The organism is Pseudomonas sp. LARHCG127, assembly GCF_052871455.1.
Window position 1 is genome coordinate 1 of the sequence record NZ_JBIXJT010000025.1, and the last position, 15,330, is coordinate 15,330.

At 61.5% G+C, this 15,330-nt stretch carries 12 protein-coding genes; 6 read left to right on the top strand and 6 right to left on the bottom strand.

Translation table 11 applies throughout. The features are described from left to right. Positions 1-118: 118 nt before the first annotated feature. Complete coding sequence (locus ACIPQ1_RS27445; RefSeq protein ID WP_446535086.1) at positions 119-1,600, bottom strand: methyl-accepting chemotaxis protein; 1,482 nt, start codon at positions 1,598-1,600, stop codon at positions 119-121. A gap of 247 nt (positions 1,601-1,847) precedes the next feature. Then, positions 1,848-2,654: a TatD family hydrolase gene (locus tag ACIPQ1_RS27450; RefSeq protein WP_411386873.1), complete on the bottom strand. Its 807-nt coding sequence runs from the start codon at positions 2,652-2,654 to the stop codon at positions 1,848-1,850. A 236-nt stretch (positions 2,655-2,890) separates the two neighbouring features. Here ACIPQ1_RS27450 and ACIPQ1_RS27455 point away from each other — a divergent pair, with 236 nt between their 5' ends. From ACIPQ1_RS27455 to ACIPQ1_RS27465, 3 genes are all read left to right on the top strand, one after another. After that, positions 2,891-4,312: a transglycosylase SLT domain-containing protein gene (locus ACIPQ1_RS27455; RefSeq protein ID WP_250962378.1), complete on the top strand. Its 1,422-nt coding sequence runs from the start codon at positions 2,891-2,893 to the stop codon at positions 4,310-4,312. A gap of 100 nt (positions 4,313-4,412) precedes the next feature. Then, the gene (locus tag ACIPQ1_RS27460) at positions 4,413-4,847 is read left to right on the top strand and encodes a DoxX family protein (RefSeq protein WP_250962377.1); all 435 of its coding nucleotides are present in this window, start codon (positions 4,413-4,415) and stop codon (positions 4,845-4,847) included. 913 nt (positions 4,848-5,760) lie between these two features. Continuing rightward, the gene (locus ACIPQ1_RS27465) at positions 5,761-6,123 is read left to right on the top strand and encodes a DUF6124 family protein (protein ID WP_446535087.1); all 363 of its coding nucleotides are present in this window, start codon (positions 5,761-5,763) and stop codon (positions 6,121-6,123) included. 192 nt (positions 6,124-6,315) lie between these two features. Here the strand turns inward: ACIPQ1_RS27465 and ACIPQ1_RS27470 are convergent, their stop codons facing one another. From ACIPQ1_RS27470 to ACIPQ1_RS27485, 4 genes are all read right to left on the bottom strand, one after another. Next, complete coding sequence (locus ACIPQ1_RS27470) at positions 6,316-7,659, bottom strand: sigma-54-dependent transcriptional regulator (protein ID WP_411385665.1); 1,344 nt, start codon at positions 7,657-7,659, stop codon at positions 6,316-6,318. Then, positions 7,656-9,245: a two-component system sensor histidine kinase NtrB gene (locus tag ACIPQ1_RS27475; RefSeq protein ID WP_446535088.1), complete on the bottom strand. Its 1,590-nt coding sequence runs from the start codon at positions 9,243-9,245 to the stop codon at positions 7,656-7,658. The genes ACIPQ1_RS27470 and ACIPQ1_RS27475 overlap by 4 nt, the downstream gene beginning before the upstream one ends. Next, positions 9,235-9,471: a PP0621 family protein gene (locus ACIPQ1_RS27480; RefSeq protein WP_186708979.1), complete on the bottom strand. Its 237-nt coding sequence runs from the start codon at positions 9,469-9,471 to the stop codon at positions 9,235-9,237. The genes ACIPQ1_RS27475 and ACIPQ1_RS27480 overlap by 11 nt, the downstream gene beginning before the upstream one ends. A 124-nt stretch (positions 9,472-9,595) precedes the next feature. Continuing rightward, positions 9,596-10,612, bottom strand: a complete 1,017-nt coding sequence (locus ACIPQ1_RS27485) for an outer membrane protein assembly factor BamD (RefSeq protein WP_186708980.1) — start codon at positions 10,610-10,612, stop codon at positions 9,596-9,598. Positions 10,613-10,763: 151 nt separating this feature from the next. Between ACIPQ1_RS27485 and rluD the strand changes: the two genes are divergently transcribed. From rluD to clpB, 3 genes are all read left to right on the top strand, one after another. Continuing rightward, positions 10,764-11,726 carry a 23S rRNA pseudouridine(1911/1915/1917) synthase RluD gene (gene rluD / locus ACIPQ1_RS27490; RefSeq protein ID WP_186708981.1) on the top strand — a complete coding sequence of 321 codons (963 nt, stop codon included), beginning with the start codon at positions 10,764-10,766 and terminating at the stop codon, positions 11,724-11,726. After that, positions 11,723-12,448, top strand: coding sequence for a peptidoglycan editing factor PgeF (gene pgeF, locus ACIPQ1_RS27495; RefSeq protein ID WP_446535089.1), 726 nt, complete (start codon positions 11,723-11,725; stop codon positions 12,446-12,448). Before rluD ends, pgeF begins: the two co-directional genes overlap by 4 nt. A 130-nt stretch (positions 12,449-12,578) precedes the next feature. Further along, positions 12,579-15,143, top strand: coding sequence for an ATP-dependent chaperone ClpB (gene clpB / locus ACIPQ1_RS27500; RefSeq protein ID WP_186708990.1), 2,565 nt, complete (start codon positions 12,579-12,581; stop codon positions 15,141-15,143). Positions 15,144-15,330 lie beyond the last annotated feature (187 nt).

Below are 15,330 nucleotides of genomic sequence, written 5' to 3' on the forward strand. Positions count from 1 at the left end.
TTCGCTTGAGATTCAAGTGTCTGGGGAAAGATCGCAGCCTCGTTGCACTCGACAGCTCCTACGGGCGCCCCAGCGGGAGCAAGCTCCCTCGCCACAGAAGCCACAGGCAAGCCAGTTTCTACAGTTTCAGCTGTCCGATCGCCTTGCTCAACTCTCCCGCCAACGTTGCCAGTTCGTCACTGGTGGTGGCTGAATCCACGGTCTGGCGCACGGTGTTTTCGGTCACGTCGCGAATGCTCACCACCGCCCGGTTCATTTCTTCGGCAACGTGGCTTTGCTGCTCGGCCGCGACAGCAATCTGGGTATTGCTCTCGCGCATCTGTGCCACCGCTGCGGTGATCTGCGCCAACGCATCGCCGGCCTCGCGGGCCTGTTGTACGCAGTCATCGGCCTTGAGCGAACTCTCCTGCATGAAGTCCACCGCGTCCCGGGTTCCGGCTTGCAGGGCCGAGACCATGGTGGTGATTTCATCCGTGGACGTCTGGACCCGCTTGGCCAGATTGCGCACCTCGTCGGCCACCACGGCAAACCCCCTGCCCATTTCCCCAGCCCGCGCTGCTTCGATGGCCGCGTTCAGGGCCAGCAGATTGGTTTGTTCGGCGATGCTGTGGATCACATTGACCACGCCGTTGATCTTCTGGCTGTCTTCGGCCAAGCGTTGGATCATCTCGGCGGTCTGCTGCACGCCCGAAGACAACCCGGTGATCGACTGCTGCACCCGGCCAACCACTTCGTGGCCATTGCCGGCCAGGGTGTCGGCGGTTTTCGACAGGTCGCGGGTGGCGCCGGCGTGCTGGGCGATGTGATAAACCGTGGCGGACATTTCGTTGATCGCCGTGGCCGCCTGATCGGTTTCGCTTTGCTGGCCGAGCATGCCGTGGCGTACCTCGTTCATGCTCGACGCCAGGCGCGCCGCACCACTGTCCAACTGCCGGGCGGTGCTGGCAACGGTATCGACCACCCGTTGATAACCGGCTTGCATGGCATTGAATGCCGCCGCCATCTGGCCCACTTCATCCTTGCAGGCCAGGGGCACGCGGGCGGACAAGTCGCCGGTTTTTTCCACGTGCAGCATCACATCCTTGAGCGTGTTGAGCTGGCTGAGCAAAAAGCGGATCAACAGTTGCGACGCGCCCAACATCGCCAGCATCAACACGAACACCGCCACGGCGTATTGGCTGAAGCGTTCACCGAACACTTGGCTCAGGCTTGCACCATGGGCCAACACCGCGAGTTGCTGGCCGTCACCTCGACGAATCACCTGGGCACCCAGCAGCGGGTTTTCGCCCAACAGCGGCCCGGCATCGAATTCGACCCAGCCCTCGGCCTGCACCAGCGAAGGCAACGGTTGCTCATTGAACACCGGGATCTGCCCGCGCTGGAATGCCAGAAGGTTGTTGGCTTTGGGCACGGGTTGTCCAGCAGGCCAGGCGTCGAGCACCTGTGCCTGGGCCCGGGCGTTCGCCTGGGCCGCGTGGTTGCGGGCTTGCTGTTCGAGGTGCACGGCGTAGAGCACCAGCAGCAGCGTGGTGATAAAGGCGACTGCATTGACCGCCCAGAATTTGTATTTCAACGAGATATTGCTAAGCCAGGCACCCATGGAAGGTTTTCTCTGATAGCGGAAACAGCATTGGCAAGGTGCCATTATTGTGCCGCTACTCAGGAGGCTGGGTTTTGATGTGGGTCAACAGGCAATGCGGATTTCGCGGTTTTGATGCGGGCCGACAGGCAACAAATTACCCTTGTGGGAGCGAGCTTGCTCGCGATAGCGGTGTGTCAGTCAGCCTGTGTGCAAGCTGATCCGCCGCTATCGCGAGCAAGCTCGCTCCCACAGGGATGTGTAGACGTCAGGAAAGAGTGGGCAACCCAAAAAATGCCCGGGCGCAGGCGGTGCTGTGGTCGGCCAGGTCTTCCTGGGTTTCACCCCTGTGCAAGGCCACTTCGCGCAGGACTTCCGTCAGGTAGGCCGGCTCGTTGCGCCCGTTCTTGGGTTTGGGCCGCAGCGTGCGGGGCAGCAGGTAGGGCGCGTCGCTTTCAAGCATCAGCCGACCGCGGGGTATTTCACGCACTAATGGGTGCAGGTGCGTGCCCCGGCGTTCGTCGCAAATCCAGCCCGTGATGCCGATGTGCAGGTCCAGGTCGAGGTAGCTGAACAGCGCCTTTTTTTCACCGGTGAAGCAATGCACCACGGCCGCCGGCAACTGATCGCGAAAATCCCGGAGGATGTCCAGCAAGCGCTGGTCGGCGTCGCGCTCATGGAGGAAGACCGGCAGTTGCAACTGGACTGCCAGGGCGAGGTGCTCCTCCAAGACTTTTTCCTGCTGGGGCCGAGGAGAGAAGTCCCGGTTGAAATCCAGCCCGCATTCGCCCACCGCACGCACGCGGCTGTGCATCAGCAGGTCCTTGAGGTGCCGGGCGCTGTCGGCGGTCCACTCGCTGGCGCTGTGGGGGTGAATGCCAGCGGTGGAAAACAGCCGCTGCCCGGTGTCGTCGAGCTGTTGGCACAGTTCCAGGGCCTGTTCGCTGCCCTCGAGGCTGGTGCCGGTCAGGACCAATTGGCAGACCGCGGATTCATAGGCGCGCTCAAGTACCGCCTGGTGTTTGTCGGCGAAACTGGGGTTGGTCAGGTTGACGCCGATATCGATGAGTTGCATGGTGCTACCTCGGCCCAAAGGCCGGAAAGCATATCAGAGCTGTAGATTTATAAGAAAAGCCAAGAACTACAACGAGTTGAGGCTGTCTGTTAAGGCCGCGAGACACATTGGGTTGGTATAAAGGCCATCGCTGTGCCAGTCTTCCGCACTTTTTCGGCGTCTCAGACGCTCTGTTTCTGTCGACTCAGCCTCGTTTTTCAAGGGGGGCGGTCGGCGGTATTCCTTCCGGAGAGTGGATGACACGTCCCCAGGTGTTGCTACTGTTGTGTTGTTCGCTGCTGTTGCCGATGCCGGCTGAAGCGCGGCTGCCTGGCCCGGTGCAGGCGGTGGCGCCGGGCACCGTGCGCGACTTGGCGCAGATTCGTAGCAGCCGTGTGTTGAAGGTGCTGGTCAACCAAAGCCGCAACAGTTCCGGTGAAGTCCAGGGCCAACCCATTGGCGTCGAATACCACCGGCTGCGCGCTTTCGAGCAATACCTCAATGGCCACGCCCTGGATGGCCAGGAAATCACCCTCAAGATCATCCCCAAGGCCAAGGACCAATTGCTCGGTGCCTTGCAGCGTGGGGAGGGCGACCTCGTCGCGCCGGGTGAGTTGCTTGAGCCCCAGGCCGGCCATGCCGTCAGTGCCAGCAATCCGATCCGTACCGACGTGCCTTTGCTGCTGGTGGGCATCAAGGGAGAGAAGCGCTACACGCGCGTGGAGCAACTGTCCGGCAAGACCCTGGCCCTGCCCAACGGCAGTGCGGCGGGGGACGCCGTGAGCCAGATCAACCAGAAACTGGCGCTGCTCAAGCTGCCGCCGGTGAAGATCGAATGGGTCGATCCCTCCCTGGCTGTGGAGGATGTCCTGGAGATGGTTCAGGGTGGGATTTTCCATTTGACCATCGTCGAGCAGCCCATCGCCGAGCGCTGGGGCAAGATCCTGCCCAAGCTGCGCTTCGACCGTCAGGTGCTGATTGGCGAGCCGGGTGACGAATACTGGTTCGTTCGCCGTGACGCCGCCATGCTGCGGGCGAGCATCGACCGATTCCTGGTGACCTACAAGGTGCCCTCTAATCAAGACGCGGCATTCCTGCGTATCTATCGGCGTTTGTACCAAGTCCACTATCCGTTGGCCAGGGCCAATCGCCAGCGCCTGGAAAAGCTGCGCCCGGTGCTGCAAAAACATGCCGACGCCCAGGGCATGGACTGGCTCAACCTGGCGGCCCTGGCCTTCAAGGAATCCGCCCTGCAACCCAACGCCCGCAGCGGCTCAGGCCCCACCGGCCTGATGCAGATCACCCCGGCGGCGGCCCAGCGGGTCGGGGTCGATAACATCCAGAACCTGGACGCCAATGTGCAAGCCGGCGCCAAATACCTGGCCCTCATCCGCCGCAAGTTCTTCGCCAGCCCCAAGCTCAACGAGCGCGAACGCATGGCCTTCGTCCTGGCGGCCTACAACATGGGCCCCGAGCGCGTCCAAGGTATGCGCGCCGAGGCTCGGCGGCGGGGACTGAACCCCAACCAATGGTTTTTCCAAGTCGAGCGCATCGCCATGGAGCAGGTGGGAATGGGCGCCGTCAGCTATGTTAATAGTGTGAATAAGTACTACCTGGCGTTTGATCGTGAACGGGAGTCCTTGGAACCGAAGGAGCAAAAGGTTGCATTGCGTAAATGATCGAATAAACTGATTGGTATCACGGATTATTTCCGCTTTTAACATGAATTTTATTGATTAATATAGCGGCCAACTCCCCACTACCCCAAGGAATGACCTTATGAGCACGTTCATCAACAAAGTTCTGTTCACCCGCGCCGGCTACGGCTTGACTGTGCTGCGCATCGTCGTCGGCGTCATCTTTGCCGCCCACGGTTCGCAGAAACTCTTCGGTCTGTTCGGTGGCTACGGCCTGGCAGGCACGGCGCAGTGGATGGAAAGCATCGGCCTGACCCCGGGCTATGTGATGGCGACACTGGCGGGCGGCACGGAGTTTTTTGCCGGCCTGGCGTTGATCATCGGTCTGCTGGCCCGTCCTGCGGCGTTGGGCCTGGCGTTTGTGTCGCTGGTGGCGATTTTCTCGGTGCACATTGGTAACGGCTTGTTCATGGCCAACAACGGTTATGAGTTTGCCCTGGCGTTGCTGGGAGGCAGTATTGCCGTGTTGATCGAAGGGGCGGGCAAGCTGTCGGTCGATCGTGCCATTGCGGGTTGATTGCTCGATTTGAGAAGCGTGTAGCGTTTTTCCTGTGGGAGAGAGCCTGCTCGCGAAGGCGGTGCCTCAGTCGGCGAAAATGTTGGATGGGCAGGCCTCATCGCGAGCAAGCTCGCTCCCACAGTGGTTCTGTGTCGGACATGAATTTTGTGTTCACCGGAGATCCAGTGTGGGAGCGAGCTTGCTCGCGATAGCGGTGGCTCAGCCACATAGATGTCGGCATGTGCCCCGCTCTTGCTCTTGCTCTTGCTCTTGCTCTTGCTCTTGCTCTTGCTCTTGCTTTGGATCTTGATCTTGATCTTGATCTGGACGCCCCGTTAAACCACGCTGGCCGAACGCAGGCATTGTGGAGTGGGCATCCCGGCATGGATGCCGGGATAGCCGCGCTGGGCCATGGATGGCCCTTCGCGGCGGCCCACGGAGCAATGCCGGAGTGAGGGCACACCGAGCCTAGGCGAGGTGCCGAGTGGTGGGGCAAAGCGTTTTTGGTTACTTTTGGCGCTCTTCCAAAAGTGACCCGCCGTCAGGGCGGAACCCTAAGCAGCCGTTACCGCAGAAACGGATATACACACCGCCCTAACAGCCAACCAGCCCTTGTGGGAATGGTCGGACAAAATTCTGATTCAAAAAGAATTTTCCGACGAGTTCTGGCGGTTGCCGGGTGGGAAGAACCCTGGCTAACCTTTCCCCGTCGCTGCCAATTCAGCGTCCGGGCGTCGCGGCCCGTTAACTTGGTGCATAATTCCAGCCGACGACGGTGCTTCGGTATTTGTCGTCGTGTCATGGCTGGCTGTGCGTGGGATACCTTCGGGTATGCCGAAACTCCAAGTTCGGTCCGCGAACCTGCGTACAGCTGCCACCTCCAATCGCGTCGCGGCGATCGGTGACAGCTCCAAAAACTTGGAGATGGACAATGATTAAAGATACGCCCAATCCCCCCGAAACAGGTTCGTCAACCCCAGTCGATCCTGATCATCTAAAGCTCGATGAAGCCGCCAAACGCGCCCTCGACTATTACCTCGGCCCAAAGCCCGACACCAAAAAGAAACCCACCTCAAACCAGCTATTCACTGTAGTGGATGGCATCGACACCGAATGCCTCCTCACCAACCTCAGCGAAACCCTGGCCTCCGCCAATGCCACGATCAGCGACCTGGCCTTCGAACTTGAAGGCTCGCGACGGCATGTCGCCTTGGGGGTACAGCAGCTGATTGAACTGTGTGCATTACTGGCCAATCGAGTACTGGACGAACGGGTGCCAGTGCCGGAGGGCTAGAAAGCGGCGTTACAGAGGGTGAACGCCGAACCTGTGGCGAGGGAGCTTGCTCCCGCTGGGCTGCGTAGCAGCCCCAAAAGCAGCGACTCGATCTACCTGATGCATCGAGGTGTCAGGTTGGGGGCCGCTTCGCAGCCCAGCGGGAGCAAGCTCCCTCGCCACAGGGGTAAGCGTAAGCTTAAAAAGCGTGGCTCAATCCAGCCCAAGTTTCTTCAACCGATACCGCATCGACCGAAACGACAACTTCAACCGCTGCGCCGCTGCCGTGCGGTTCCAGCGGGTTTCTTCCAATGCCTGGAGGATGAGCTTGCGCTCGATCTCTTCCAGGTAATCCTCGAGATTGTCGACCTGCATCAAATCGGGATTGCCCGCCTCAGTCGCATTGCCCTCGGCCAGACGCAGGTCATCCGCTTCGATCAGTTGCTGTTCGCACAAGGTATAGGCCCGCTCAAGCATGTTCTCCAACTCCCGCACATTGCCCGGGAAACGGTAGTTCTGCAGGGCTTCCAGGGCTCGCGGATGGAGCTTTGCCGCAGGGCTGCCGGTAGCGCTGGCCAGGCGCTGGAGCATGTGGTTGGCCAAGGGCTCGATGTCTTCGCGGCGTTCGCGCAAGGGCGGGACGCGCAGTTCGATGACGTTCAGTCGGTAATACAGATCCTGGCGAAAGCGTCCGGCGGCGACCTCGGCGTCGAGATCCTTGTGGGTGGCGCAGAGGATTCGCACATCCACCACCTCCTCCTGCTGGCCGCCCACGGCGCGCACGGCCTTTTCCTGGATGGCTCGCAACAGCTTGACCTGCATCGCCAGGGGCAGGTCGGCCACCTCATCGAGGAACAAGGTTCCGCCATGGGCTGCCTGGAATAAGCCGGGCTTATCTTCGATGGCGCCGCTGAAACTGCCTTTTCGGTGCCCGAAGAACTCGCTTTCCATCAACTCTGTGGGAATCGCCCCACAGTTGACCGGTACAAAACGCTGGTTCGCACGGGGGCCTTGTTCGTGAATCAACCGGGCGACCAGCTCCTTGCCGCAGCCCGATTCCCCGCTGATATATACCGGTGCCTGGCTGCGGGCGAGTTTCTCGATCTGCTTGCGCACACCGAGCATGGGGGGCGAATCGCCCAGCAGGCAGCGTTCGAGGGTGCTGGTCGGTGTGGCGACCGGTGGCAGGCGCAGGGCGCTGGTGACCAGTTCCCGCAGCCGACCCAGGTCGACCGGTTTGGTCAGGAAGTCGAAGGCACCGGCCTTGAGGGCATCGATGGCGGTTTCCAGGCTGCCATAGGCGGTGATCATCGCCACGGGCAGTTGTGGATAACGTTGCTGGATGTGCTGTACCAGCTCCAGGCCGGTGCCATCGGGCAGGCGCATGTCGGTCAGGCACAGGTCGAAGGCATCCCCTGCCAGCAGGGCTTGGGCCTCGGCAAGGTTCTTGGCGCTGCGGGTGTCGAGTTTCATCCGGCCCAGGGTGATGTCCAGGAGTTCGCGGATGTCCGGTTCGTCATCGACGATCAGGATTCGTTGCCGTGAGCGATTGTTCAAATCTGTTTCCGTCCGTGAGCAAAAGTGATGCGAAAGCAGCCGCCGCCTTGGCGTGGTTTGAAGTCTAGGCGGGCCTGGTTGCTTTCGCACAGCTCACGGGACAGATAGAGCCCAAGGCCGGTGCCCTGGCTGCTGGTGGTAAAGAAGGGTTCGAACAGATGTGCCTGTTGCTCGGGCGTGACACCGGGGCCGTTGTCGATGATGTCCAGGGTCGACAGCTGGCTGTGAGGGTCGATGAGCAGTTTCAGCCAGGCCTCGGCCTGTTCATGGGCCATGGCGCTGTGGCGCCAGGCGTTGCGCAGCAGGTTGTCGAGCACCTGGGTGAGCTGGTCGGGGTCCATGAGCGTGGTGTAGTCGCCCGGGTCGATGCTCAAGTGCAATCGTTGGTGGTCGGCCATGCTTTCGCGGGTCTGCCGGACGAACTGATCGAGCCAGGTCCGCAGGTCGAGGCGCTGGGGTGTGGTTTGCTGGCGGCGAGACAGCTGCAGGACGTTTTCAATGACGCGATTCATTCGTTGGGAGTGATCTTGAATAATCTGCGTCAGACGCCGATCCGCGTCGTTCAGTTCCTCGGATTCGCGCAGCAATTGCGCCGCGTGGCTGATGGCGCCCAAGGGGTTGCGGATTTCATGGGCGATACCGGCGGTCAGGCGCCCCAGGGAGGCGAGCTTGAGCTGTTGGGCGTGCTGGGCCACCTGGGCCAGGTCTTCGAGAAACACCAGGATCTGCTGCTGGTCGTTGTGGCCCAGGGCGATGAAGCTCGGTTGCAGGGTCAGGCCCGTGCCGCTGATGGTCAGGCTGGGCGGGCGCAGGCTGGGGTTGTTCAGCCAGAGTTGCAGGCGCTCGACCAGGGCGCTGGAACAATCGTCGATCGGCTGGCCGACCAGATCGTGCATGCCCAGCAGGTTCAGCGCGCTTTCGTTGGCCAGTTGGACCCGGCGCTGGCGGTCGAGCACCAGGATGCCGGTGCGCATGCGTTGCAGGATCAGGGCATTGAGGGCTTCCAGTCCGACTACTTCGCTGGCCCGCTGCTCGGCCAGGGTTTCGCTGGCTTCCAAACGTCGGATCAGGCCCTGCACCAGCAGCGCGGCGGCAAAACACAACGCCCCGAGGGTGCCGGCTTGCAAGTAACTGCTGGGACGGTTCGAGTCGCTCAAGCCAAGAAATAAACTCGAACCGACGATGCCAAGGGTGGCGACGGCCGCGATCAACAGGCCGATCCTTCCGCGCAGCAGCGTATTGCCGATGGCCACCGAGACGATGATCAGGTTACCGATGGCGCTGGGGGCACCGCCCGCGGCGAAGAACAGCCACGAGAGCAGCAGCACGTCGGTCAGGGCCAGGCCGAACAGCCGGGCAGGGCGGCGGGTGTTTTCCAGGAACACCACCAGCAGGATATTCAAGACCAGGTACAACCAGCTGCCACTGCGCAGCAGGTCGTCGTTGGCGTACTCCAGCAGACGGTTGTCCATGTTGCTGGAGATCAGCAGCACCAGGGTGATGCCGATACTCAGGCGGTACAGGTGGTAGAGGCGCAGCAGGCGCTGCGCCTGTTTGATGCGTGGGCTTGTAGCCTCAGCGTTCACGAGTGCCCGGGCCTTGCTCGAGATGAGCCTGGCTGCAATACCATTGCTGTTCGAGGGCCAGTGCCCGGTCACGGGGCAGGTGTACGCCGCAATGGGCGCAACGGACCATGGGCGGTGCGTCCTGTTCCTGGGTGGGGCGGGACGCGCGGCCGCCGGTCTTCTTCACTCCGCGAAAGATCCAGATAGCGAAGGCAACGACTGCGAACAAGATCAATAAACGAAGCATGATGGGCGGCTTTTTGGCTAGAGATCAGGCAGTTTAGCCAAGGACAGGAACGGCGCACAGCGCAATAAAACCCGGGCACAAAAAAGGGAGACCGTCGGGTCTCCCTTTTTGTAGGTGCCTTGGCTCAGTCGAACAGGCCAAAGGTCATGTAGCTGAACCAGGAGCGGTCGCTGGAATCGCTCTCAGGCTCTTCTTCCTCGATCACGTCGCCATTTTCATCCTTGGGCTTGAGTTCGTTCGGGATGGCTTCCTTGGCATCCTGGAACTGACGCTGTACGTCCTGGTTGGCGCGGGTTTCGCCCGGCGGCAGCGGTGGACGGGACTCGATCAGGCCCAGGGTCGCCTTGCTCAGCCACGAACGGTTGTCGGCTTCGTCAACGCGCGGGGTGAACTGGCCGTCGACCAGCGAAGGGTGGTCCGGGTAGTTCAGCTTGAGGGTTTCCAGGCTGGTGGCGGCCAGGTCGTCCAGGTGCAGGCGCTGGTAGGCTTCGGTCATCACCGCCAGGCCATCACCCACCGAAGGGGTTTCCTGGAAGTTTTCCACCACGTAGCGGCCACGGTTGGCGGCGGCGACGTAGGCCTGACGGGTCAGGTAGTAGTCGGCCACGTGGATTTCGTAGGAAGCCAGCAGGTTGCGCAGGTAGATCATGCGCTGCTTGGCGTCTGGCGAGTAGCGGCTGTTGGGGAAGCGGCTGGTCAGCTGGGCGAACTCGTTGTAGGAGTCGCGCGCGGCACCCGGGTCACGCTTGGTCATGTCCAGCGGCAGGAATCGCGCCAGCAGGCCGACGTCCTGGTCGAAGGAGGTCAGGCCCTTGAGGTAGTAGGCGTAATCGACGTTCGGGTGCTGCGGGTGCAGGCGAATGAAACGCTCGGCGGCGGATTTTGCAGCTTCCGGCTCGGCGTTCTTGTAGTTGGCGTAGATCAGCTCCAACTGGGCCTGATCGGCGTAGCGACCGAACGGATACCGCGACTCCAGCGCCTTCAGCTTGGCGGTGGCGCTGGTATAGCTGTTGTTATCCAGGTCGTTCTGCGCCTGTTGGTACAGTTCGACTTCGCTCAGGTTTTCGTCTACGACTTCCTTCGACGAGCAAGCAGCAGTCAATGCGAGGATGGCGATCAGCAGCAGGTGTTTCACTTGCATGGCGGCTTGCGTCCCTATGACGGCCGCTGTCTTGGGCGGGGCCGTCCTGTTATGATGAGCGCCCCGTTGAAAAGCCTCGGGGCAAAAGACGCCGTATTTAACCACAAGCGCGCAGCCGAAACCAAAGGCTGTGCCGACGCCCAGTCCGAGCATGTCCGATAAAATAGAACTTCGCGCAGAGGTGCCGTCCGATTTGGGCGGCCAACGCCTCGATCAAGTCGCCGCACAACTCTTTGCCGAGCACTCTCGCTCGCGCCTTTCCGCCTGGATCAAGGACGGCCGCCTGACTGTGGATGGGGCGGTGATCCGTCCGCGCGACATCGTCCACGGCGGTGCCATCCTCGAACTGACTGCCGAGCAGGAGGCCCAGGGAGAATGGGTCGCCCAGGACATTGCCCTGGACATCGTCTATGAAGACGATGACATCCTGGTGATCAACAAGCCCGCGGGCCTGGTAGTGCACCCGGCGGCCGGTCATGCCGACGGCACGCTGCTCAACGCCTTGTTGCACCACGTGCCGGACATCATCAATGTGCCCCGTGCCGGCATCGTCCATCGCCTGGACAAGGACACCACCGGCCTGATGGTGGTGGCCAAGACCATCCAGGCGCAGACACAGCTGGTCACACAGCTGCAAAGCCGCAGCGTCAGCCGCATCTATGAGTGCATCGTGATCGGTGTGGTCACCGCCGGTGGCAAGATCAACGCCCCGATCGGTCGCCACGGCCAGCAGCGCCAGCGCATGGCGGTGATGGAAGGCGGCAAGCAGGCGGTCAGTCATTACCGCGTGCTGGAGCGTTTCCGTTCCCACACCCACGTGCGGGTCAAGCTGGAAACCGGCCGTACCCACCAGATTCGTGTGCACATGGCCCACATCAACTTCCCGTTGGTGGGCGACCCGGCCTACGGCGGTCGTTTCCGCATCCCGCCGGCCGCCAGCCAGACCATGGTCGAATCGCTGAAGAGTTTCCCGCGCCAGGCACTGCACGCGCGTTTCCTGGAGCTGGATCACCCGACGACCGGCAAGCGCATGAGCTGGGAATCGCCGTTGCCGGATGATTTCGTCTGGTTGCTGACGTTGCTCAAGCAGGACCGCGAGGCGTTCATCGGATGAGTGACTGGCTGATACCCGACTGGCCCGCGCCGGCCCGGGTCAAGGCCTGCGTCACCACCCGCGAGGGCGGCGCCAGCCTGGCGCCGTTCGACAGCCTCAACCTCGGCGACCATGTCGGCGACGACCCCACGGCCGTCGCCGAAAATCGCCGCCGCCTCACCGATCCATTCGCCATCACCCCGGCCTGGCTGCAGCAGGTCCACGGCATTGTCGTGGTCGAGGCTGACCCGACCCAGGTGGCGACCGCCGATGCCAGTTGGACCGCCACGCCGGGTATCGCGTGCACGGCGATGACCGCCGATTGCTTGCCGGTGCTGTTCTGCAACCGTGCCGGCACCCGCGTCGCGGCGGCCCACGCCGGTTGGCGCGGGTTGGCGAACGGTGTGCTGGAAGCCACCCTCGACAGCCTTGCCGTGCCTGCGGATGAAATCCTGGCCTGGCTCGGCCCGGCCATCGGCCCGCAAGCCTTCGAAGTCGGACCGGAAGTGCGTGAAGCCTTCATCGCGCAGTTGCCCCAAGCGGCACAAGCTTTCGTCGCGAGCCCCAACGCCGGCAAATGCCTGGCCGACATCTACGCATTGGCACGGCTGCGTCTGGCGGCACGCGGTGTCACGGCCGTCTACGGCGGCGGTTTGTGTACCGTGACCGACCCACGTTTCTTTTCCTACCGGCGCAATCCGCGCACCGGTCGCTTCGCCTCGCTGATCTGGATCGAGCGCTAGACTTCTCTGATCTGCATCAAGGGCGCCCGGCTTGAATCTTCCAGAATCGACCACATCTATAACGGTATCTGGCAGGTTTCTTCATTCAGGATGTTTTCTAGGTCCGGCCTGCTCATTAGGAAGGTGACCCATGCGTATTGATCGTTTAACCAGCAAACTGCAATTGGCCCTGTCCGATGCCCAGTCCCTGGCCGTCGGCCTGGACCATCCCGGTATCGAACCGGCGCATTTGATGCAAGCCATGCTCGAACAGCAGGGCGGCTCCATCAAGCCCCTGCTGATGCAGGTCGGCTTTGACGTCAACAGCCTGCGAAAAGAGTTGGCCAAAGAACTCGACCAGTTGCCCAAGATCCAGAATCCGACCGGTGACGTAAACATGTCCCAGGATCTGGCGCGGCTGCTTAACCAGGCCGATCGCCTGGCCCAGCAGAAGGGCGACCAGTTCATTTCCAGCGAGCTGGTGCTGCTCGCCGCCATGGACGAGAACAGCAAGCTCGGCAAGTTGCTGCTTGGCCAAGGGGTGAGCAAGAAGGCCCTGGAAAACGCCATCAACAACCTGCGTGGCGGCGAAGCGGTCAACGACGCCAACCACGAGGAGTCGCGCCAGGCGCTGGACAAATACACCGTCGACCTGACCAAGCGTGCCGAGGAAGGCAAGCTCGACCCGGTGATCGGTCGCGACGATGAAATCCGCCGCACGATCCAGGTGCTGCAACGCCGTACCAAGAACAATCCGGTGCTGATCGGTGAGCCTGGCGTGGGTAAAACCGCCATCGCCGAGGGCTTGGCCCAGCGCATCATCAACGGCGAAGTGCCGGACGGCCTCAAGGGCAAGCGCCTGTTGTCCCTGGACATGGGGGCTCTGATCGCCGGTGCCAAGTACCGCGGCGAGTTCGAAGAACGGCTCAAGTCCCTGCTCAATGAACTGTCCAAGCAGGAAGGGCAGATCATCCTGTTTATCGACGAACTGCACACCATGGTCGGTGCCGGCAAGGGCGAAGGCTCGATGGACGCCGGCAACATGCTCAAGCCAGCGTTGGCCCGTGGCGAGTTGCACTGTGTCGGCGCGACCACGCTCAACGAGTACCGTCAATATATAGAGAAGGACGCGGCCCTCGAGCGGCGCTTCCAGAAAGTGCTGGTGGAGGAACCGAGCGAAGAAGACACCATCGCCATCCTGCGTGGCCTTAAAGAGCGCTACGAAGTGCACCACAAGGTGGCGATCACTGACGGCGCGATCATCGCGGCGGCCAAGCTCAGCCACCGCTACATCACCGACCGTCAATTGCCGGACAAGGCCATCGACCTGATCGACGAGGCCGCGAGCCGCATCCGCATGGAAATCGACTCCAAGCCCGAAGTGCTGGATCGGTTGGAGCGTCGCCTGATTCAACTCAAGGTCGAGTCCCAGGCGCTGAAGAAAGAAAGCGACGAAGCGGCGAAGAAACGCCTGGAGAGGTTGCAGGAAGAAATCGTGCGTCACGAGCGTGAGTATTCCGACCTCGAGGAAATCTGGAACTCGGAGAAAGCCGAGGTCCAGGGTTCTGCGCAGATCCAGCAAAAGATCGAACAGTCTCGCCAGGAACTGGAAGCGGCTCGCCGCAAAGGCGACCTCAACCGCATGGCCGAGCTGCAGTACGGGGTGATCCCGGACCTGGAGCGCAGCCTGCAAATGGTCGACCAGCACGGCAAGAGCGAAAACCAGTTGCTGCGCAGCAAGGTGACCGAGGAAGAGATCGCTGAAGTGGTTTCCAAGTGGACCGGCATTCCCGTCTCGAAGATGCTCGAAGGCGAGCGTGACAAGCTGCTGAAGATGGAAAGCCTGCTGCACCAGCGCGTGATTGGCCAGGAAGAAGCCGTGGTGGCAGTGTCCAACGCCGTGCGCCGGTCCCGCGCCGGATTGTCGGACCCTAACCGTCCGAGCGGCTCGTTCATGTTCCTCGGCCCGACCGGTGTCGGTAAAACCGAGCTGTGCAAGGCACTGGCCGAGTTCCTCTTCGATACCGAGGAGGCGATGGTGCGCATCGACATGTCCGAGTTCATGGAGAAACATTCCGTGGCACGGCTGATCGGTGCACCACCGGGTTATGTTGGCTACGAGGAGGGCGGCTACCTGACCGAGGCCGTGCGTCGCAAGCCGTACTCGGTGATCCTGCTCGATGAGGTCGAGAAGGCGCACCCGGATGTGTTCAACATCCTGCTGCAAGTGTTGGAGGATGGTCGCCTGACCGACAGCCACGGGCGCACGGTGGACTTCCGCAACACGGTGATCGTGATGACCTCCAACCTGGGCTCGACGCAGATCCAGGAGCTGGTGGGTGATCGCGAGGCGCAGCGCGCGGCGGTGATGGACGCAATCTCTACCCATTTCCGGCCGGAGTTCATCAACCGGGTCGACGAAGTGGTGATCTTCGAGCCTTTGGCCCGGGATCAGATTGCCGGCATTACCGAGATCCAGTTGGGCCGCCTGCGCAGTCGCCTGACCGAGCGCGAGCTGAAACTGCAATTGAGCGATGAGGCGTTGGACAAGCTGATCGCGGTGGGTTACGACCCGGTCTATGGCGCTCGGCCGCTGAAGCGGGCGATCCAGCGCTGGATCGAAAACCCGCTGGCGCAGCTGATTCTGTCGGGGCGCTTCATGCCGGGGGAAACCGTGACCGGAACGGTGGAGAACGACGAAATCGTCTTTAACTGATAGCCGGGACTGCTGGCAATTGAAATGGCCTTGCCTTGCGAGGCCATTTTTTTCATCAGGCCGTTGAACTCAAAGGAAAAGGCTTGTAAAGTGCGCCCCGCAGTACGTCACCCCAAGGGTTACTTCTCACTGGGAAGGAATCCAAAATAAGTTGCAAATCATTGTCTTGAAAGCAATTTAAGGGGTT